The following is an 18,585-nucleotide window of genomic DNA, read 5'->3' as shown; positions in this document are numbered from 1 at the left end:
CCCATACGCGACAATTTTTGATTTAAGGCAGCTAATGGCGTATTGATGGCACCAATAATGAGGTATACCGGACAACGGTTTGTTGATTTACGCCGCTATCTTCTTGCCGGGATATGGCAAAATAGCAGGATTATAGCTATCAGGGAGTAAAGCTCGTGCTGGATAAACTGCGTTCACGTCTCGTACAATTTGGCCCATCAATGCTGAGCGTGCCGGTCAAGCTGGCGCCATTCGCGCTTAAGCGCCAGGTGCTGGAACAGGTGCTGAGCTGGCAGTTCCGCCAGGCGCTACAGGACGGCGAGCTGGAGTTTCTGGAAGGCCGCTGGCTAAAGATTGAAGTGCGCGATATCGGGTTGCGCTGGTTTACGTCCGTTGAGAACGATCGGCTGATCGTACGTGAGTCCGCCGAGGCGGATGTCAGCTTCAGCGCGGATGCCAGCGATCTGCTGATGATCGCCGCGCGCAAGCAGGATCCTGATACGCTGTTCTTCCAGCGTCGTCTGGTGATTGAAGGCGACACGGAGCTCGGTCTGTACGTGAAGAATTTAATGGATGCCATTGAGCTGGAGCAGATGCCGAAAGCGCTGCGTATGATGCTGATGCAAATGGCAGATTTCGTTGAGGCCGGGCTGAAAACCCCGCCCGACGGTAAACACACTTCAGTAGGTGAACCATGCTGATTCGAGTCGAAATTGGGATTGATGCGCCGGGTATCGATGCGTTGTTACGCCGCTCTTTTGCAGGCGACGCCGAAGCCCAGCTGGTACACGATCTCCGCGAAGATGGCCTGATTACGCTGGGTCTGGTTGCCACCGACGATGAGGGGCAGGTGGTCGGCTACGTGGCGTTCAGTCCGGTGATTGTGCAGGGCGAAGAGTTACAGTGGGTCGGCATGGCGCCGCTGGCGGTGGACGAAAACTACCGTGGTCAGGGTCTGGCGCGCCAGCTGGTCTATGAAGGGCTGGATTCACTGAATGAATTTGGCTATGCCGCCGTCGTCGTTCTGGGCGATCCGGCCTTCTACGAACGTTTAGGCTTTGAGCCTGCGGCTAAATACGATCTGCGCTGCCACTGGCCGGGCACGGAAACGTCGTTCCTGGTGCATCCTCTGGCGGACGATGCGCTGGACGGCGTGAACGGTCTGGTGGAATACCACGACCACTTCAATCGCTTTTAATCAGGCTCGCGCGCAGCGCCTCAAAAGAGCCGTCTCCGGTAACGAGGCGCTCTTTCTGGCGCTTCGTCAGCTGCTTAATGCGGTATTCCAGCCTGAGCGCGAGGGATCTCTCGCCGACAGGGGCTGAAAAAGCCAGCTGCAATTCCCCTTTCCCCCGCAGGGCTTTCGCCCCTTTTCCCGTTTGATGCTGCAAAAAACGCCGCGCCACGTCGGTAGTGATCCCGGTGTAGAGAGCGTTATCAGCGGTTCGGACAAGATAGAGAAACCAGCACACGGTAAACGGATTCAGTATGTTAAGGTGAACGCACCATAGCATGAGAGAGAGCGAAAATGGAAACACTGGACGTCATTAACCGCTGGCTGGCAAAGCAGCACGTCGTGACCTGGTGCGTCTGTAAAGACGAGGAGATGTGGTGCGCGAACGCGTTCTATTACTACGATCCTGAGCGCGTGGCCTTTTACGTGATGAGCGAAGACAAAACGCGGCATGCCCGGATGACGGGCCAACAGGCGAAAGTGGCGGGCACGGTCAATGGCCAGCCCAAGACCGTCGCGCTGATCCGCGGGGTGCAGTTCAAAGGCGAAATTCGTCGCCTGGAAGGTGAAGAAAGCGACGCGCAGCGTAAACGCTATACGCGCCGCTTCCCGGTTGCCGCTGCGCTAAAAGCCCCGGTGTGGGAAATCCGCGTTGATGAGCTGAAATTTACCGACAACACCCTGGGCTTTGGCAAGAAGCTTCACTGGCTACGCGCCGAGCAGGCGTAGCGCTTCGCGGTTAAACGCCGGAAGATCGTCCGGCGTACGGCTGGTGATCAGCTGGTCATTGTCGTTAACCACTTCCTGATCGTAAAACTCGGCGCCGGCGTTTTTCAGATCGATAACGATCGGCTTCACCGCGGTGAGCTTACGCCCGCGCACCACCTCCGCGCTGATCAGCAGCTGCGGGCCGTGACAGATGGCAAAGACCGGCTTGCCGGTGCCGACGAAGTCACGGGTAAAGGTGACGAAACGCTCGTCCCCGCGCAGGGAATCCGGTGAATGGCCGCCCGGTAACAGCAGGGCGTCGAAATCTGACGGGCTGACGTTATCGATGGACTCGTCGATGGTCACGCTGGCTTCGCCCTTGTGGCCCTTCACGGTTTTACCCGCTTCTTTCTCAATGGTGATGACCTCATGGCCTGCCTTGCGGAATGCCTCTGCTGGCGACGTAAATTCTGAATCTTCAAACTCGTCGGTAATCAAGACTGCGATTTTCTTACCCATGCTTCCTCCGTTGTTTTCGCTTCAGACTGTTTTTTTCCCGTTTGTGGTAAATACTTACCGGTAACAGACTTTTAAGTGTGGTAGAGCAGGCCCAAACCGCAAACGGACAATTCTGTAAAGGGGATAAGATGAGTCAGGTACTGATTACCGGCGCAACCGGGCTGGTGGGTGGACATCTGCTGCGGCTGCTGATCCAGGACCGGCATATCAACTATATTGCCGCCCCGACGCGCCGCCCGCTATTGGACATCTCTGGCGTCTATAACCCGCACGATCCGCAGCTCACCGACGCGCTGGCGCAGGTGCAGGATCCCATTGATATCGCTTTTTGCTGCCTTGGCACCACCCGACGTGAAGCGGGCACAAAAGAAGCGTTCGTCCATGCGGATTACACGCTGGTGGTGGATACCGCCCTGACGGCGAAAAAGCTGGGTGCAAAGCATTTCCTCGTGGTCAGCGCCCACGGGGCAAACGCCAGTTCGCCGTTTTTCTACAACAAGGTGAAGGGCAAAATGGAAGAGGCGCTGATTGCGCAGAAGTGGGAGCGCCTGACAATTGTCCGGCCTTCCATGCTGATGGGCCACCGCGACGAACGGCGTTTTAACGAGTCATTTTTCGCGCCGCTGTTTCGCATTTTGCCGGGCAACTGGAAGTCTATCGAAGCGCGGGACGTGGCGCAGGCGATGCTGAAAGAGGCGCTGGCTCCGTCGCAGAAGGGGGTTAATATTATCCCTTCGGCAAAACTGCGTGAAATCGCGCAGGGCGAGGCGTAAACTTCCCCGGCTTATTAAATAACACCTTCCGGGGAATGGTATGACTGGTCAGTCTTCATCTCAGGCGGCAACACCCGTTCAGTGGTGGAAGCCCGCGCTTTTCTTTCTCGTGGTCATCATTGGCCTCTGGTATGTGAAATGGCAGCCGTACTACGGCAAAGCCTTCACCGCCGCCGACACCCACAGCATCGGTAAATCGATTCTCGCGCAGGCCGATTCCAGCCCGCTACGCGCGGCGTGGGATTACGCAATGGTCTATTTTCTTGCCGTCTGGAAAGCGGCGGTATTGGGCGTGCTGCTGGGCTCGTTGATTCAGGTACTCATCCCGCGCAACTGGCTGGTGAAAACCTTAGGACAGCCGCGCTTGCAGGGCACGCTGCTGGGAACGATTTTCTCCCTGCCGGGCATGATGTGCTCCTGCTGCGCTGCACCCGTGACGGCGGGTATGCGCCGTCAGCGTGTGTCGATGGGCGGCGCGCTTGCCTTCTGGATGGGTAACCCCTTGCTGAACCCGGCGACGCTGGTGTTTATGGGCTTTGTTCTCGGCTGGCACTTCGCGTTTATCCGCCTGGCGGCTGGCCTGCTGACGGTGGTGCTTGTCGCTACGCTGGTGCAGCACCTGGTGAAAGACAACGAGGCCGGGCCTTCTTCCGTTGAGCTGGACGTCAGCGAGCCGCAGGGCAATTTTTTTGCTCGCTGGGGCAAAGCGCTGTGGCAGCTTTTCTGGAGCACTATCCCGGTCTATATCCTGGCCGTGCTGGTGCTGGGAGCGGCGCGCGTCTGGCTGTTCCCGCATGCGGATGGCGCTATCGACAACACGCTGATGTGGGTGATTGCGATGGCGGTGGCCGGATGCCTGTTCGTGATCCCCACCGCGGCGGAAATCCCGATCATTCAGACCATGATGATGGCCGGCATGGGAACCGCCCCAGCGCTGGCGCTGCTCATCACGCTGCCGGCGGTAAGCCTGCCGTCGCTTATCATGCTGCGTAAGTCATTCCCGGCAAAAGCGCTGTGGCTGACGGCGGGGCTGGTGGCGTTAAGCGGCGTGATTGTGGGGAGTATGGCGCTTGTGTGAAAGAAAGCCCGGTGGCGCTAGCGCTACCGGGCTTACTGCCAGGTGGGAATTACTTGATGTAGGTAAAGGCGGTGGTGACGTGCTTCACGCCGCTCACCCGGCTGGCGATATCCGCTGCCGCTTTCCCTTCACGTTCTGTCACCAGACCCAGCAGGAACACTTCGCCGTTCTCCGTGGTCACCTTCACGTTTGAGGATTTCACCTGGTCAGTACCCAACAGCTGGGAACGCACCTTGGTGGTGATCCAGGTATCAGATGACGCGGTGCCGAGACCAATCGGCTGGCCCTGGCGGATCTCGTTAAACACTTCCGCCGTCCCTTCTACGCCCATCGCGATCTGTTTGGCGCGGGAGGCGAGTTCAGGGTTTGGCGCCTGTCCTGCCAGCAGCACTTTGCCCTGATAGGCCGTCACGTTGATGCGTGCTTCCTTCTTGATCTGTTCGTCTTTCGACAGCGCACTGTTCACGCGCAGCTCAAGCGTACCGTCATCCACCTGCGTCCCAACGGTACGCGGATCGGTCGCTGCTTTGGTGCCGACCGCTGCGGTACCGACGACAGCGGCAGCGATGCATCCCTGAAGCAGTAATGCAGACATTACGACTGCAAGGGCCGATAAAACCTTCATGAGAACTCCTTAATCATCCTGGTGAGGGAAAAGCGTGTTATCGATCAGATCGCATAAGCAGTTCACCGTGAGCATGTGCATCTCCTGGATGCGGGCGCTACGGTGCGAAGGAATGCGGATCTCCACATCCTGCGGCCCCAGCAGGCCAGCCAGCTCACCGCCGTCGTAGCCGGTCAGGGCGACAATCGTCATGTCCCGGGTGACTGCCGCTTCAACCGCCTTAACGATATCCCGGCTGTTACCGCGCGTGGAGATTGCCAGCAGCACGTCTCCGGCATGGCCTAGGGCGCGCACCTGCTTGGCGTAAATTTCGTCATGCAGACGATCGTTGGCAATCGCAGTTAAGACCACGTTATCGGTGTTTAGTGCAATGGCAGGTAAGCTTGGGCGCTCGGTTTCGAAGCGATTGATCATGCTGGCAGCAAAATGCTGTGCGTTGGCGGCGGACGTGCCATTGCCACAACAGAGGATTTTGTTGCCGTTGAGCAGCGACTGAACCAGCGTCATCGCTGCACGAGAGATCGCGTCCGGCAGGGCTTCCGCCGCGGCAATCTGCGTTTGAATGCTTTCTGTGAAGCACACTTTAATTCGTTCGAGCACGGTATCCCTTTAAAATCTTATTTATGCGTCTTCGCCAAACGCGTTTTTAAGCCAGTCGATCGCATTTCCGGTGAAGGCTACCACATCGAAACGGCAATCCACAGTATCAAAACTCCCATTATGGCGGGCAAGCCACAAGTGGGCAGTCTGTAATAATTTTTGTTGTTTGGCGAGCGTCACGCTGGCGGCAGCACCGCCAAAACGGGACGACTGTCGGTAGCGTACTTCAACAAACACGATGGTATGACCGTCTTTCATGATCAGGTCAATTTCGCCGCCGCGCCCGCGAACGTTGGCGGCGACAAAACGCAGTCCTTTGCCTTCAAGCCAGCGGCGCGCTTTTAACTCCCACGCGTCGCCGGTCTGCTTACGGCTTAACTGGCCGGGACGATCTGCCCCTGCTGGTATTTGAGCCATGATAACTTCCTGTTAATCACACAATCCTCATTGGCGGTCAGATCGCCGGTATTACCGTTAAGCTCAAAGCCCGGTACCTGACGCATCTGGGTAAAGTGGTTTGCCAGCGCCCAGGCATCGACGCCCATTGCGTACAGACGCGCCAGAGAATAATCATTGCGCACCGCGCCCAGCGCCTGCTGCATCAGCTGGGGGTTACTGCCTGCCAGCATAGGGATTTCGCTGTATTGCAGCCCATCCATTTCCAGACGGAAATCCGGGCCTGCGGTACCCTGCGCGCTGCGTGAGCTGGCGTAGAGCGTTGCGCCGCTCTGGCTGCCGTTACGCATGGCGATCATCGGTTTGATAAAGGCGATCTCTTCCGGCGTCGCGACGATATACGCCGAATCCACCTTACCGCCGCCGCTGATCTGCGCGTCGGTAGGTGGCGCCGGGATGGTCAGGTCGCCGATGGTGACGCTCTGCTGCTGCGGCAGGCTGGCGGAGACCGGGCTACCGTTAAGAGCAATACCTGCACCGCCGTTCACGCCCGCTCTCAGTTCGGACGCGGAGCCAAATTTCTGCTGCAACACCACGCCACCGCCCAGGGTCTGCCACTCCTGCGCAAACGCGTTGGCGACGCGGTCGCCCAGCGCGCTGCGCGGGATCAGCAGCAGCGGCGCCTGTTTACCCTGCTCGTGAATATGACGCGCCGCATCGCGAGCCTCATCCTCCGGAGAGAGCGCGAAGTAACAGATGTTGGCGCGGTTCTGTACCTGCTCAGGCTGGTTAAGCGCCAGCACGTTCAGCGTGGTGTTGCTCTTCATCAGCGCTTCCACGTTGTTTTTCAACAGCGGGCCGACAACGATGCTGGCCCCGTCCTGCTGAACCTGCGCCAGCACCTGATCGAGCGGCTGGGCGCTGGTGTCGTAAATTTTCAGTTCTGCACCAGGGTTAGCGCTGGTGGTTGCCACAGCCTGCTGCTGGGCCGCTGGCTGCTGTTCCGGCTGCGCGGCTTGCGGCTGAGGCTGTTCTGCCGTGACGGGCGCCTGAGTTTCAGCCGGTGCCTGCGTCGCAGCAGGCGCTGGGGCAGCGGCTGGTGTCGTTGGGGCGGTAACCGGGTTCTGCATGGTGCCCTGCGCAGGGGGTTGCGCGGTGGTCAGGTCTTCGGTTTCAGCAGCCGACGGGCTGACAACGTCATTCACGTTTGCCGCCTGTGCAGCCTGTGCCGGAACCGCGCTGCCGTTGACGGCGGTAGTGCCGTTTTTGGCGGCTTCAAAACCTTGCTGAATGGCGCGTCCAAACACCGCTGCCTGGCCGTTTAACGGCAGCAGCAGGGCGATTTTGCTGGTGGAAGCGGGCTTAAAGTTTTGCACGTTCACCAGCTGCGTTGGCAGCATTTTTGCCCCCGGGTTTTGCGGGTAGCGCTTTTGCCAGTCGGTAATACCGGCTTTCAGCATGTCCGGATCGCTGCGGTTGTTGAACCACATCTGTTGCAAATCCAGCCAGCCTTGCAGGATATTTTCATCGGCATTAATCACCAGCGTCCTGGCCTGATCCTGGGTCATGGAGGCGAGCGCCTGCCAGGTGGCGTCAATATTTTTCTGCTTGTCCGCGCCCGCGAGCAGAGGCTCCTGGGCAATCAGCGCGCGGAGTAGCGTCAGGGAAGGGCGACCCTGCTCAGCGGTGATACCGGCCTGCCAGAAACGGGCCTGCTGATTTTTATCCAGGGTGCTTAGATCGATGGTGCCGAGGATCTTCTTCGCGCCGTCGTCATCTTTCTGCGCAACCTTCAGTTCAGCCGACAGCAGGGTCTGCTCACGACGCTGCTCGTCGTTAAGCTCCTTCGGCAGCTGGCTGAAAAGCTCGGCGGCCTGCTGGGTTTTGCCTTCCTTCAGCAGTGCACGAATGGCGAGTAATTGCCAGTTGATCCTGGTATCATTTGTACTCTGCGACATTTGTTGCAGATAAAAGCCAGAATCAGCCTGAGCGGATCCCTGCATATGAGCAGTGCTCTGGTCGGGTGCCTGGGTGCCGCAGCCTGTAAAGATCAGGGCTGCCAGCAGGAGGGGCACGCTGTGCGCGGCTTTTTTTCGAAGAAACGTTAACGGTACCATACTGTATCCAGTGATTTTTTTACGCAATGCTCAATATTAAATCGGCAATACGGACGAGACAATGAAACAACACGAAACGGCAGATAATTCTCAAGGCCAGCTTTATATTGTACCTACTCCTATCGGGAATTTGTCTGATATTACCCAACGTGCACTCACTGTATTGCAAGCTGTTGATTTAATTGCTGCTGAAGACACCCGTCATACCGGTTTACTGCTGCAACACTTTGCCATTAACGCCCGTTTGTTTGCCCTGCACGATCACAATGAGCAACAAAAAGCCGAAACGCTGGTGGCGAAGCTTAAGGAAGGGCAGAACATCGCCCTGGTCTCTGATGCGGGTACGCCGCTTATTAACGATCCGGGTTACCATCTGGTGCGCACTTGCCGTGAAGCCGGGATACGCGTGGTGCCGCTGCCGGGGCCGTGTGCTGCCATTGCCGCATTAAGCGCGGCGGGTCTGCCGTCCGATCGTTTCTGCTACGAAGGTTTCCTGCCCGCCAAATCCAAAGGCCGCCGCGACGTGTTAAAGGATCTGGAAGCCGAACCGCGTACCCTGATTTTCTACGAATCCACGCACCGCCTGCTGGAAAGCCTGGAAGATATGGTGACCGTCTGGGGCGAAGGACGCTACGTTGTGCTGGCGCGCGAGCTGACCAAAACGTGGGAAACCATTCACGGTGCGCCGGTCGGCGAGCTGCTGGCGTGGGTGAAAGAGGATGAAAACCGCCGCAAGGGCGAAATGGTGCTGATTGTCGAAGGGCATAAAGCGCAGGAAGACGCCCTGCCTGCCGATGCGCTGCGTACGCTGGCCCTGCTACAGGCTGAACTTCCTCTGAAAAAAGCGGCTGCGCTGGCGGCAGAGATCCACGGCGTGAAGAAAAATGCGCTGTATAAATACGCGCTGGAGCAGCAGGGGGAGTAAGTGACATGAGCCGCTATCAGCCGCCATTTACTATCACGCCATTTATTCTTAATCAGGTTGTTGAGATTGGTGAACTATTGGGGCACTGGGCGGCTCATTCAGGCAGAACATCACCCTTACTGCGCAAAGAGAACAGGATACGCACTATTCAGGCTTCCCTGGCCATCGAACATAACTCATTAACGACCGGACAGGTGACGGCAATCATGGATGGCAAACGCGTGCTTGCACCTGAAAAAGATATTCAGGAAGTACGCAATGCTATCCTGGCATATGAGAAATTGAACGAATGGAAGCCCTGGAAGCTCAACGACTTACTCAGTGCACACCGATTATTGATGATGGGTCTGGTCGATCACCCCGGAAAGCTCAGAAAGGGGGACGTAGGGGTGTACCGTGGAAACCAGTTAGTCCACATGGCCCCGCCAGCGTCACAAATGAACCGCCTTATCGACGATCTTCTTTCCTGGCTTAAGCAGACCGATCTTCACCCGTTGATTGCCAGCTCGGTATTTCACTACGAGTTCGAATTTATTCATCCCTTTTCGGATGGAAATGGACGCATGGGGCGGCTGTGGCAAACGTTGATCTTAAGCCAGTGGCGTGCAGAACTTGCATGGCTGCCCGTTGAAACACTCATTCACTTCCAGCAATCGCGCTATTACCAGATTTTAGGACAATGCGATCGGGCCAGTGATTGCACGGCATTCGTGGCGTTTATGTTACAAAATTTGGCCGAAGCTTTGCGGGAAGGCATCGATATGACATCCGTCATGTCGGAAAAAATGTCGGAAGAATTGTCGGAAAAGGAAAACACTATCCTTGAGCTGCTTACCGTTCAACCGCAAATGACTGCGGTGATGTTGGCCTCTGTATTGGGGGTGACTTCCCGCACTGCGGAACGTTATCTTCGTTCTTTGCAAACAAAGGGTAAATTAAAACGCCTGGGGGCAAGGAAAGGGGGAAGCTGGCAGGTCATGCCTTAACCTGCCAGCTGAACACTTTTTATTTCCCAGGCATCGCCTCAAACACCAGCGTTTCCAGCGGTTGCAGGGTGATCACCACGGCGTTTTTATACTCCTCCGGTACGGTTGAATTACTGCCGTACACGGCTTTCAGGGTGAACTGCGAACGCTCTCCTGCTGGGATCTCAAAATCTTTCGTTAAATCCAGATAGTAACGTTGCGGCTTATCCGACGGGTTGCGTAAGCCAAAAATCGCTTTGTCTTTGCTCCAGGAAGCCCAGCCGTAAACCTGAAGCGCAGTCGGGTCACCGCCAATCCAGTGAGTATCCACCAGCACGCTGGCATTCTCACGCGACCATTTTGCGGCCTGCGCCAGGGTATCCCACTTCGCCTTGTTGAGCATGGATGGCGTGATGTACAGTTCCTGCAATTGGGTGCCGGTTGCGAAGTAGCTCCACACCTGGTCGGCAAAATCGCTGTCCGTTTGCACCTTCTCCAGACCGTAATACGCATTTTCGGCGCTGACAATCCCGTGATACATCAGCGAGTTCAGCGGGAACAGCGGACCTTTGCGCACGATGGATCGCCAGGTTTCGGCATCGCGGTAGGTCATCCACTGCTGTACCGGCGTGCCGGGGCCGTACAGGTTGATATCATCGCCCTGACGCCAGATCGCGTCAGCGTAGAATAGCCAGGACGGGCTGGCGTCGGTGCCGGTTGTCAGGTTGATAAACAGGTTTGGGTTGGCGCTACGCATGTTATGCAGCAGGGCGATTGACGCGTCGAAATCCGAGGCAAACGGGCTCCCCTTGATATGCGAGTTGGCGTTGCCCATGCCGTCGAGCTTAAACGAGGTAATGTGCTCGTTTTCGATCAGCTTGATGATCCGATCGTTAAAGTTTTTAAAGTAGTTCGGCCCTGACAGCGCCAGCTTCCCGTCTACGGTTTCAAATCCGTACTCTTTTGCATGCGAGACGCGAATATCGCGCGGCTTGTTGTAGCCGCCCCACGGTGAAAGCCACAGCCCAACCGAGCTGTGCAGGCTGTCGGCTTTCTCCCTGACCTTGCCGAAACCGTTGCTGAATGCCGGGCCAAACAGCCACCGTCCGGTGCGATCGTCCCAGCCATCGTCCAGCAGGAACGCGTCCAGCGCTACGCCGCGCCCGGCGATAAATTCCTTGTTCCATTCGTCCATCCGCCCCAGCACATCCTGCTCGGAGTACGGGGTAAAGAAGCCGATGTCCATCCAGCTGTTGTAGTGCAGATAAGGCTTGTACGGCCGCGGACGCACGGCATCAATAAACTGGTTCACGCTGCGGCGCAGCTGACCGGGTTCCGGGAAGGTGCCAAACCAGGTGGTGTAGCTGACCGGCGCTTCAGGCTGAATGGGCGTTTTCAGTTCGACGTTCAGGTTCGTGGTGGCTTCATAAGCGTAAGTATTTACAATCGGTTTGTCTGGCAGAATGAAGAATGAGTCGGCCACGATTGGCGAGCTGTTGATCGCCCCGTCAACGTAAGGCGCCTGGGACTGCTTTTTCGTCGGGAAGAAGGTAATTTTCGCCACGTTCCGCGGCTGGCCGACCGCAGCGATGGTGTAATCGATACTGGCGTATTTAGCCTTCACCAGGTTCAGCTTCACCGTCACGTTAAAATCCGGATGCGTAAAATCGACGACAATCGCGTTGTCCTGCTTTTCGACGTGCTTGATTTTAAAATCAGCGGTATGGATTTTTGTTTCATCCGGCAGCGTCAGAAAGAACAGCTCCTGCGGCGCGAGCGGATGGTTAGCCCTGCTGTCCTTCACCACGGCCGCTGCGTTTGCATCATCAAACGAGAGGGCAATAGCGTCGTTGCTGAGCGCGTAGTTCGCTGCCGCCGCGCCGTGGGACACGCAAAGCGCCAGCAGCGAGAGTGTGAGCACTTTTTTCATCGGGTAAGATCCTTATCAGTAATGCTTCAGCATTCGGTTGATGGACTGCTCCAGCCAGTAGCGCTGGGTGCCGAAGTTAATCCGCAGGTAGTTTTCGCCGTTCTGGACGTAGTGGCTGCCGTCTTCGATGACCACGCCAGCCTGTTTTGCGAAATGTTGGGTGAGCGCCGTCGCGCTGCGATCGTCCGCGCTGACGTCTACCCAGGCGAGATACGACGACTCCGGGTTCATCATCTTCCACGCCGGGAAGTGGGTCTGAATGGCATCCGCCAGGTAGCGGGCATTGCCGCGCAGATAACCGTTCAGCGCGTCGAGCCACGGCAGGCCGTGCTGATAGGCCAGAATAATCCCCCACACGCCGAAGATATTTGGCGAGGTAATGGAGTTCTTCTCAAGCTGCTGACGGAAGCGCTGGCGCAGCGAATCGTCTGGAATCATCGAGTAGGATGTTTTCAGCCCCCCCAGATTGAACGCTTTATTCGGGGAGGTCAGCACAATCAGGTTATCCAGCGCGGCGCAACCGGAGGTCAAACAGCTCACGAACGTGCCGTCGAGAATATGTTCCGCGTGCACCTCATCAACCACCAGAATGGTGCCGTAGCGTTTGCAGAGCTCGGAGACCTGGCGGATCTCATCCGCGCGCCAGATCCTGCCGGAGGGGTTATGCGGCGAGCAGAAGAACCACAGCGCGGGCCGGTGCGTTCTGAGCAGCGCTTCGGTGAGGTTAAAATCAAGCTGGTAGCGGTTATCTTCCACGCGCAGCGGGTTGGCGAGTACTTGCACGCCCTGTCGCTGCGTCGCCATGGCAAACGGATCGTACACCGGGGTGTTCATCATCACGCAGTCGCCGGGTGTGCAGAACGCCTGAACCGTATAGTGCAGCGTGGACACGGTGCCGTAGGTCAGGGTGATCCATGACCTCTCCACCTCAACCTGATGACGGATGCGCTGGAAGGCGATGACCGCATCGTAGAATTCGTCGAAGCACCAGGTATAACCGAAGGTGCCATGCTCCACGATGCGCTGGAAGCCTTCAGTTACGGCGGGTGGCGAGGTGAAGTCCATATCTGCTATCCACAGCGGGATAAATCCCTCCGGAACATCACCGAAACGCGAGCACACAAACGCATGATCCCATTTACGGCACTTATCGCTTTTACGCTCAATGATCCTGTCGAAATCAAACACAACGACCCCCTGTTAAATTAAGGCTTCAATGCCGGTTTTGACGCTCTGCACCTGCGGGCCGATGATCACCTGAACGCTGTGGGCATCAAGCACCACGACGGACAGGGCGCCCGCGGCCTTCAGCGCCTGCTGGTCGATAAGCCCCATATCTTTCACTACCAGACGCAAGCGGGTAATGCAGTTGTCGAGCGACTCAATATTCTCTTTGCCGCCAAGCGCACGAAGAATAAGCCCATGATCGTATTTCGATTTTCCACGTGCCCGGGTATTGGCTTCCACCGCCTGGAGCGCACCCTGCGCGTCAACCTCACGGCCCGGCGTTTTAATATCGTGTTTGAGGATGTACCAGCGGAAGACGAAGAAGTAGATAGCAAACCAGGCAATACCCACCGGGAACAGCAGATACCATTTGGTCGACGTTCCCTGCATGACGCCGAAGATCAGCAGGTCCAGAATACCGCCGTCGGTATTGCCGATGGTGACGCCGAGCAGCGCCATCACCAGCAGCGCCAGGCCCGACATAACGATATGGAAGGCATAAAGCACAGGGGCGATAAACAGGAACAGGAACTCAATCGGCTCCGAAATGCCGGTGACCACCGAAACCAGCACGCCGGAAAGCAGCAGCCCTTTAATCACCGGACGGTTCTCCGGGCGCGCGGTGCGGTAGATGGCATAGGCCACGGCAGGCAGGCCGAAGATAAAGGTCGGCATAAAACCTTGCGATAAAAATGCCGTAACGTGCGGGCTAAACGGCAGTCCGGCCTTCAGCTCGGCGTAGAAAATATTCAGCGCACCGGCCACCTCATGGCCGTTGACCATTTCCACGCCGCCCGCCGGGGTGAAGCGCACCATTGCCAGCAGAATATGATGCAGGCCAAACGGCTTGAGCAGCAGCACGCCCACGCCATACAGGAACGGCCCAAAAACGCTGGTGCTCTGGATAATATGACCAATCCCGGCAATGCCCATCGCCACATATTCCCACAGCAGGGGGATGAACAAACCGACCAGCGACAGGGTGAGGGCGGTAATAATCGGGACAAAACGAATGCCGCTAAAGAAGGCAAAGGCGTCGTGCAGCACCGTGTCCTGAAAGCGTTCGTGCAGGAAGTAGGTGATGACCCCCACCACGATGCCGCCCAGCACGCCCATCTCCAGGGTCTGGATCCCCAGTACGATCGATTGTCCCACCTGTCTCATGGTGGCGGCATCGGCAAGCTGGTGGGTGGCGGTCAGGTAATAGTTGATGCTCATGTTCATCAGCATGTAGCCAACGAATCCGGCAAAGGCGCCTACCGCTTTATTGCGTTTGGCAAGGCCCATCGGGATCGCCATGGCAAACATCAGCGGCAGGTAGGTAAAGGCAAATCCGCCGACCATGGCGATAAAACCAAAGGTGAGCTGCGTTAACTCGCCGCCCAGAAAAGGAAAACTTTTGATGGTGGAGGGGCTGGTAACGGAACTGCCAATACCCAGCAGCAGCCCCATAAAGGCAAGCAGGGACACCGGGAACATAAAGGTCTTTCCCAGGCTCTGGAAAAACGCCCACGCTTTCGATTTAAACGACTTTTCCTGTGTCATGTAGGGACTCCTCGGATTTTTTAGGATAATGGAAGGCGCTGTCCGGCTTAAGGACGCGCCTTCATATTTGCGAGGCTTATAGTTATTTTTTAGGTATTGATGTAATGCGCGATGGGATCAGGCTTCAGCCGGAAGCAGCAGTCGGTTTGCCGAGCCGCAAACGGTGATTTTGCTTCTGACCACCTCCTTCATGGCATCCATGCCGACGCGCATGTAGAAGCGCGGATCGTTGCCCTGCGGGTTTTCGGCAAACCAGGCTTTAACGGCGTCGGAGAAGGCGATTTTCAGTTCTGTTGCAACGTTCACTTTGCAGACGCCCAGCTCAATGGTGCGGCGCACGTCCTCATCCGGCACATCGCTCGCGCCGTGCAGCACCAGAGGCACCGTCACCACCTCGCGGATCTCGGCCAGCCGCTGGAAATCGATTTTTGGCCGTTTGGTATAGAGGCCGTGTGCGGTACCGATGGCAACGGCGAGGCTGTCCACCCCAGTCAGCTCGACAAAGCGTTTCGCTTCCTGCGGGTCGGTCAGAAACGCGCTTTCGGCGTCGACGCTCATGTCATCTTCCACCCCGCCCAGTCGTCCCAGCTCGGCCTCGACGCTACAGTCGTTGAGGTGGCAGAAATCGACGACCGACTTCACCAGCTTCACGTTTTGTTCAAACGGATAGTGGCTGCCGTCGATCATTGCGCTGCGTACGCCGGCATGGACTTTGCGGCGAATGTCGTCCAGCGATTCATGGTGATCGAGGTGGAGCGCCAGCGGCATGTCATAAGTGTGGGAATAGGCGCTGCACAAGGCGTAAATCTCTTCCAGTGCAATATGTTTAAACGTACCCGGCGTACCCGCGAGGATCACCGGCGAGCGCATTTCGCTACAGACTTCGAGGATCGCCTGGATCGTCTCGGCGTTGTGGATGTTAAAGGCCGGAACGGCATAGCCCTTCGTCTGCGCGTCCTGCAAAAGGTATTTGGTAGAAATAATGCTCATGAGCCTGTCCTCTTAAGCCTGCCACGGATGAATAACAACGCCCTGGACCACACGGTTAACCGTACCGCTGGCGGACGGCGTATCCGGCGTATTGCCAACGTGCAGGGACTGGGTGAGTGCAAAGACCTGGGCGTACATCAGGAAGCAGAACGCCTGCTCCATATCGTTAAACGCACGGGAAGGCGGCAGCAGGATATGCGGGCCCGCTTCAATGACCGGATCCGTTTCGGCTGCAATGGCTACCACGCGCATGGCCTGGCGATCGCGACGCAGCTCGGCGAGCAGATCCAGATCGTACCGACGCGTATACGGATGGCTGGAGACAAACACGACGACCAGCGTTTCGTTGTCTACCAGCGACTTAGGCCCGTGACGAAAACCCGCTGGCGAATCGTAGAATGCCGCCAGCTTGCCGGCGGTCAGCTCCAGCACCTTCAGCGCAGATTCCCGCGCGGCGCCCTGTAGTCCGCCGCTGCCCAGATAAACGATGCGCTTCCACGGTTCGTTACCAAAAACGCCGTGGTTGAAATCGCCGAGCGACGTGAGGATCGCCTGACAGCGATCGGATACGTCGCGGAACGTTTTGCTGTTGATCGTTTCCGGTGCGAATACCGCCAGGCAGCTCGCCATCATGGTGGTGATGCTGCTTGTCATCGCGAACCCGCGATCGTGCGTTTCAGCCGGCATGAGCAGAGGGCAGGCGTTATCGCTGTCGACGGCATTCTGGTACAGGCTGCCCGCTTCATTACAGGTGATCGACAGGTGGTAGCACTCCGGCACAAACTGGTTCGCCAGCTCAACGGCGGCGACGCTCTCCGGGCTGTTGCCGGAACGGGCAAAAGAGACCAGCAGCAGCGGGTGCGCAGGGCTGAAATAATCCATCGGATTGGTGACCAGATCGGTCGTTGGGATCGCGGTAATGTTTTTCCCTGTGCGGCTGGCAAGCCATGGCGCAATGATGTCACCGATAAAAGCGGACGTGCCCGCACCGGTCAGAACGATCCGCAGATCGGGCTTGCGCAACAGTGGCGTCAGAAAACCGTCGATCGACGCGCGCAAGTTATCGATATTGCTGAGCGAGCGAAGCCAGCTGGCTGGCTGCTGGCGGATCTCTTTTTCGGTCCAGGTGCCGGTGGTGGCGGTAGTGGTTTGTGGCATAACTCAGTCCTTAGTCGTGTGAATTCCACATCAGACGCTGGCAAACGTGTCGCTATCTTTCGTTTCGTTTCACTTGTTCACTTAAGCAGTTAAAGAAAATCTATAGAAAAGAAATCGAAAGTTCAATGGCGAAAAAGAAATAAAACGAAAAGTGTGATCGCGAAAGGAAAGGTAAAGATTAAGGAAAGGAAAAGAAAGGCCTTACGATCGCATTCCGTAAGGCCAACAGAGCAGACTGTGAAAGGGCTATAGCGAAAACACCTGACCCTGAAGCCAGATCTGCCGGAGGTGTAAACCTGCGTCCAGCGCAATAATGTTGGCGCGTTTGCCTGGCGCTAACGATCCCAGCAGGTGGTCCATACCGAGCAGACGGGCGGGATGCAGCGAGGCCATATGAATAGCGTTCTCTGCGGGAACCCCCGTCTGCTCCACCATATGTCGCACGGCGGCATCCAGCGCGAGCGTGCTGCCCGCCAGCCCGCCGGAGGCCGTGCGGACAACGCCGCCCTGCATCTCGACATTTTCACCACATAGCGTATAGCGCCCGTCGGGCATCCCCGCCGCCTGCATGGCATCGGTAATCAGCACCGTGCGATCCTTCGCACAGCAACAACACAGCCGCATGGCTCCAGGGTGAACGTGGTGACCGTCGGCAATCAGCTCCAGCCACGCGCGTGGGTCCGTCAGCCCGGCGCCAACCATGCCGGGCTCCCGGTGGTGTAACCCCGTCATGCCGTTGTAGCAGTGCACCAGCCCGGCTGCGCCTGCGTCAAATGCGGCAAGGGTCTGCGCGTATGTAGCGGCGCTGTGGCCCAGCATGACGCGTATCCCTTTCTGGCTGAGGTGATGGATCGCCTTCAGGGCGTGCGCTTTTTCCGGGGCCAGCGCCACAACCCGCAGCGTGTCCTGCGAAACCGCAATCAGCGCATCAAGTTCCGCAAGATCCAGTTCGCGAAACAGTTCTGGCGGGTGCGCCCCTTTATTCTGCGGCGTAAAGTACGGGCCTTCCAGATAGCTCCCCAGAACCTGCGCGCCGGGGCCACCGGCATGACAGCGTCGGGTAATACGCCTTAACGCGCCATGGATCGCCTCCAGCGGAGCGGTGACGGTGGTGGGTAAAAACGCCCCCACACCTTCACGTGCTTTATGCATGGCTAACCGGTCCAGCACGTCGGGTGCATCATCCATCACGTCCACTCCCGCGCCGCCGTGAACGTGGATATCGATATATGCCGGGCAAAGCAGGTCCGCCTCGCGGACGTTAACCCCTGCCGGTATCGGCTCGATGGCGGTGATGACGCCTCTTTCGATACGCAGCTGGTGGTCATCCAGCCAGCCCTGCCCGGTAAGCAGACGACGCGCGCGCAGCACCTGGCTCATATCCCTTCCCCGGCGGGCACGTCCTCGCGACAGCGGGCTAGCTCATCCACCAGGCTGGTCAGGCCGCGATGGCCGCACTCCAGCGCCTGCAAACGAAACGCTTCGCTGCTTAATCCGTCGCGATCCAGCACCATCTCCAGCAAAAGCTGGAGGTTAGTGCCGGCGATCACTTCGCTGCCGGGCCGCTGCATCGCGAGGGTAGAGGCCACACGAAACGGTGTCCCGCCGAGAAGATCGGTGAGAAACACAATATCGTGCTCTGCGTCCAGTTCAGTCACTGCCTGCTCAAGCTGCGCGGTCAGCCGCGCAGTGGTGGAACTTTCCGGAAAATCGATGGCGATAAACTGCGGCTGTTCGCCGAGGATCTGCTTCATCGCCTGTTCAAGCCCGCTGGCAAAGCCGCCGTGACCCGTCAAAATAATGCCTAACATCGCAA

20 protein-coding genes are annotated in these 18,585 nt (G+C 57.5%); 7 read left to right on the top strand and 13 right to left on the bottom strand.

The window, feature by feature from the left end; genetic code table 11:
- The first annotated feature begins 155 nt into the window (after positions 1 to 155).
- Together INF58_RS04295 and INF58_RS04290 are read left to right on the top strand one after the other, a co-directional pair.
- Positions 156 to 680 carry an SCP2 domain-containing protein gene (locus INF58_RS04295; protein WP_131636448.1) on the top strand — a complete coding sequence of 175 codons (525 nt, stop codon included), beginning with the start codon at positions 156 to 158 and terminating at the stop codon, positions 678 to 680.
- Entirely contained in the window at positions 674 to 1,177 is a 504-nt protein-coding gene (locus tag INF58_RS04290; RefSeq protein ID WP_064909991.1) for a GNAT family N-acetyltransferase, read from the top strand. Before INF58_RS04295 ends, INF58_RS04290 begins: the two co-directional genes overlap by 7 nt.
- Here INF58_RS04290 and INF58_RS04285 read toward each other — a convergent pair.
- On the bottom strand, positions 1,164 to 1,493 hold the full coding sequence (locus tag INF58_RS04285; protein ID WP_107533965.1) for a GIY-YIG nuclease family protein: 330 nt from the start codon (positions 1,491 to 1,493) through the stop codon (positions 1,164 to 1,166). The two genes, INF58_RS04290 and INF58_RS04285, sit on opposite strands and share 14 nt — an antisense overlap.
- 14 nt (positions 1,494 to 1,507) lie before the next feature.
- Here INF58_RS04285 and INF58_RS04280 point away from each other — a divergent pair, with 14 nt between their 5' ends.
- Positions 1,508 to 1,942: a YhbP family protein gene (locus INF58_RS04280; RefSeq protein ID WP_064909989.1), complete on the top strand. Its 435-nt coding sequence runs from the start codon at positions 1,508 to 1,510 to the stop codon at positions 1,940 to 1,942.
- On the opposite strand, the gene INF58_RS04275 is transcribed toward INF58_RS04280, so the two are convergent.
- Positions 1,922 to 2,440, bottom strand: coding sequence for a type 1 glutamine amidotransferase domain-containing protein (locus tag INF58_RS04275; RefSeq protein WP_028014537.1), 519 nt, complete (start codon positions 2,438 to 2,440; stop codon positions 1,922 to 1,924). The two genes, INF58_RS04280 and INF58_RS04275, sit on opposite strands and share 21 nt — an antisense overlap.
- A 128-nt stretch (positions 2,441 to 2,568) precedes the next feature.
- Between INF58_RS04275 and INF58_RS04270 the strand changes: the two genes are divergently transcribed.
- A complete protein-coding gene (locus INF58_RS04270) occupies positions 2,569 to 3,213 on the top strand; it encodes an NAD(P)H-binding protein (RefSeq protein WP_193527084.1) in 645 nt (214 codons plus the stop codon).
- Positions 3,214 to 3,253: 40 nt separating this feature from the next.
- Positions 3,254 to 4,291: a permease gene (locus tag INF58_RS04265; RefSeq protein WP_063451062.1), complete on the top strand. Its 1,038-nt coding sequence runs from the start codon at positions 3,254 to 3,256 to the stop codon at positions 4,289 to 4,291.
- 49 nt (positions 4,292 to 4,340) lie between these two features.
- Here the strand turns inward: INF58_RS04265 and dolP are convergent, their stop codons facing one another.
- The 4 genes from dolP to INF58_RS04245 are packed head-to-tail and all read right to left on the bottom strand — an operon-like array spanning position 4,341 to position 8,029.
- Positions 4,341 to 4,916, bottom strand: coding sequence for a division/outer membrane stress-associated lipid-binding lipoprotein (gene dolP, locus INF58_RS04260; RefSeq protein ID WP_006812102.1), 576 nt, complete (start codon positions 4,914 to 4,916; stop codon positions 4,341 to 4,343).
- A 9-nt stretch (positions 4,917 to 4,925) separates the two neighbouring features.
- Positions 4,926 to 5,516: a DnaA initiator-associating protein DiaA gene (gene diaA, locus INF58_RS04255; RefSeq protein ID WP_003861754.1), complete on the bottom strand. Its 591-nt coding sequence runs from the start codon at positions 5,514 to 5,516 to the stop codon at positions 4,926 to 4,928.
- Positions 5,517 to 5,537: 21 nt separating this feature from the next.
- Complete coding sequence (locus INF58_RS04250; protein ID WP_063867592.1) at positions 5,538 to 5,933, bottom strand: YraN family protein; 396 nt, start codon at positions 5,931 to 5,933, stop codon at positions 5,538 to 5,540.
- Positions 5,891 to 8,029, bottom strand: a complete 2,139-nt coding sequence (locus INF58_RS04245) for a penicillin-binding protein activator (RefSeq protein ID WP_193527083.1) — start codon at positions 8,027 to 8,029, stop codon at positions 5,891 to 5,893. Before INF58_RS04245 ends, INF58_RS04250 begins: the two co-directional genes overlap by 43 nt.
- Positions 8,030 to 8,090: 61 nt before the next feature.
- Between INF58_RS04245 and rsmI the strand changes: the two genes are divergently transcribed.
- A complete protein-coding gene (rsmI, locus tag INF58_RS04240; RefSeq protein WP_000809144.1) occupies positions 8,091 to 8,954 on the top strand; it encodes a 16S rRNA (cytidine(1402)-2'-O)-methyltransferase in 864 nt (287 codons plus the stop codon).
- A gap of 5 nt (positions 8,955 to 8,959) precedes the next feature.
- Entirely contained in the window at positions 8,960 to 9,940 is a 981-nt protein-coding gene (locus INF58_RS04235; RefSeq protein WP_193527082.1) for a Fic family protein, read from the top strand.
- A gap of 19 nt (positions 9,941 to 9,959) precedes the next feature.
- On the opposite strand, the gene INF58_RS04230 is transcribed toward INF58_RS04235, so the two are convergent.
- The 7 genes from INF58_RS04230 to agaF all read right to left on the bottom strand — a co-directional run bounded on the left by INF58_RS04230 (position 9,960) and on the right by agaF (position 18,580).
- Positions 9,960 to 11,849 (bottom strand): enterotoxin, encoded by a 1,890-nt coding sequence (locus tag INF58_RS04230; RefSeq protein ID WP_193527081.1) that lies wholly within the window; start codon positions 11,847 to 11,849, stop codon positions 9,960 to 9,962.
- A 15-nt stretch (positions 11,850 to 11,864) separates the two neighbouring features.
- Positions 11,865 to 13,037 (bottom strand): MalY/PatB family protein, encoded by a 1,173-nt coding sequence (locus tag INF58_RS04225; RefSeq protein ID WP_193527080.1) that lies wholly within the window; start codon positions 13,035 to 13,037, stop codon positions 11,865 to 11,867.
- Between the two features lie 12 nt (positions 13,038 to 13,049).
- Complete coding sequence (gene malX, locus INF58_RS04220; protein WP_063867597.1) at positions 13,050 to 14,621, bottom strand: maltose/glucose-specific PTS transporter subunit IIBC; 1,572 nt, start codon at positions 14,619 to 14,621, stop codon at positions 13,050 to 13,052.
- Positions 14,622 to 14,738: 117 nt separating this feature from the next.
- Entirely contained in the window at positions 14,739 to 15,611 is an 873-nt protein-coding gene (gene kbaY / locus INF58_RS04215; protein ID WP_107533950.1) for a tagatose-bisphosphate aldolase subunit KbaY, read from the bottom strand.
- 12 nt (positions 15,612 to 15,623) lie between these two features.
- Positions 15,624 to 16,769 carry an SIS domain-containing protein gene (locus INF58_RS04210; RefSeq protein WP_193527079.1) on the bottom strand — a complete coding sequence of 382 codons (1,146 nt, stop codon included), beginning with the start codon at positions 16,767 to 16,769 and terminating at the stop codon, positions 15,624 to 15,626.
- A gap of 246 nt (positions 16,770 to 17,015) precedes the next feature.
- A complete protein-coding gene (gene nagA / locus INF58_RS04205; RefSeq protein ID WP_193527078.1) occupies positions 17,016 to 18,149 on the bottom strand; it encodes an N-acetylglucosamine-6-phosphate deacetylase in 1,134 nt (377 codons plus the stop codon).
- Positions 18,146 to 18,580, bottom strand: coding sequence for a PTS galactosamine/N-acetylgalactosamine transporter subunit IIA (agaF, locus tag INF58_RS04200; protein ID WP_063867601.1), 435 nt, complete (start codon positions 18,578 to 18,580; stop codon positions 18,146 to 18,148). Before agaF ends, nagA begins: the two co-directional genes overlap by 4 nt.
- Positions 18,581 to 18,585: the final 5 nt, after the last annotated feature.

It is taken from the genome of Enterobacter cloacae complex sp. P24RS (genome assembly GCF_014982165.1).
Classification (GTDB): domain Bacteria; phylum Pseudomonadota; class Gammaproteobacteria; order Enterobacterales; family Enterobacteriaceae; genus Enterobacter; species Enterobacter quasihormaechei.
The sequence above is the reverse complement of the archived record's forward strand: the minus strand, read 5'-3'. Positions and strand labels throughout refer to the sequence as shown.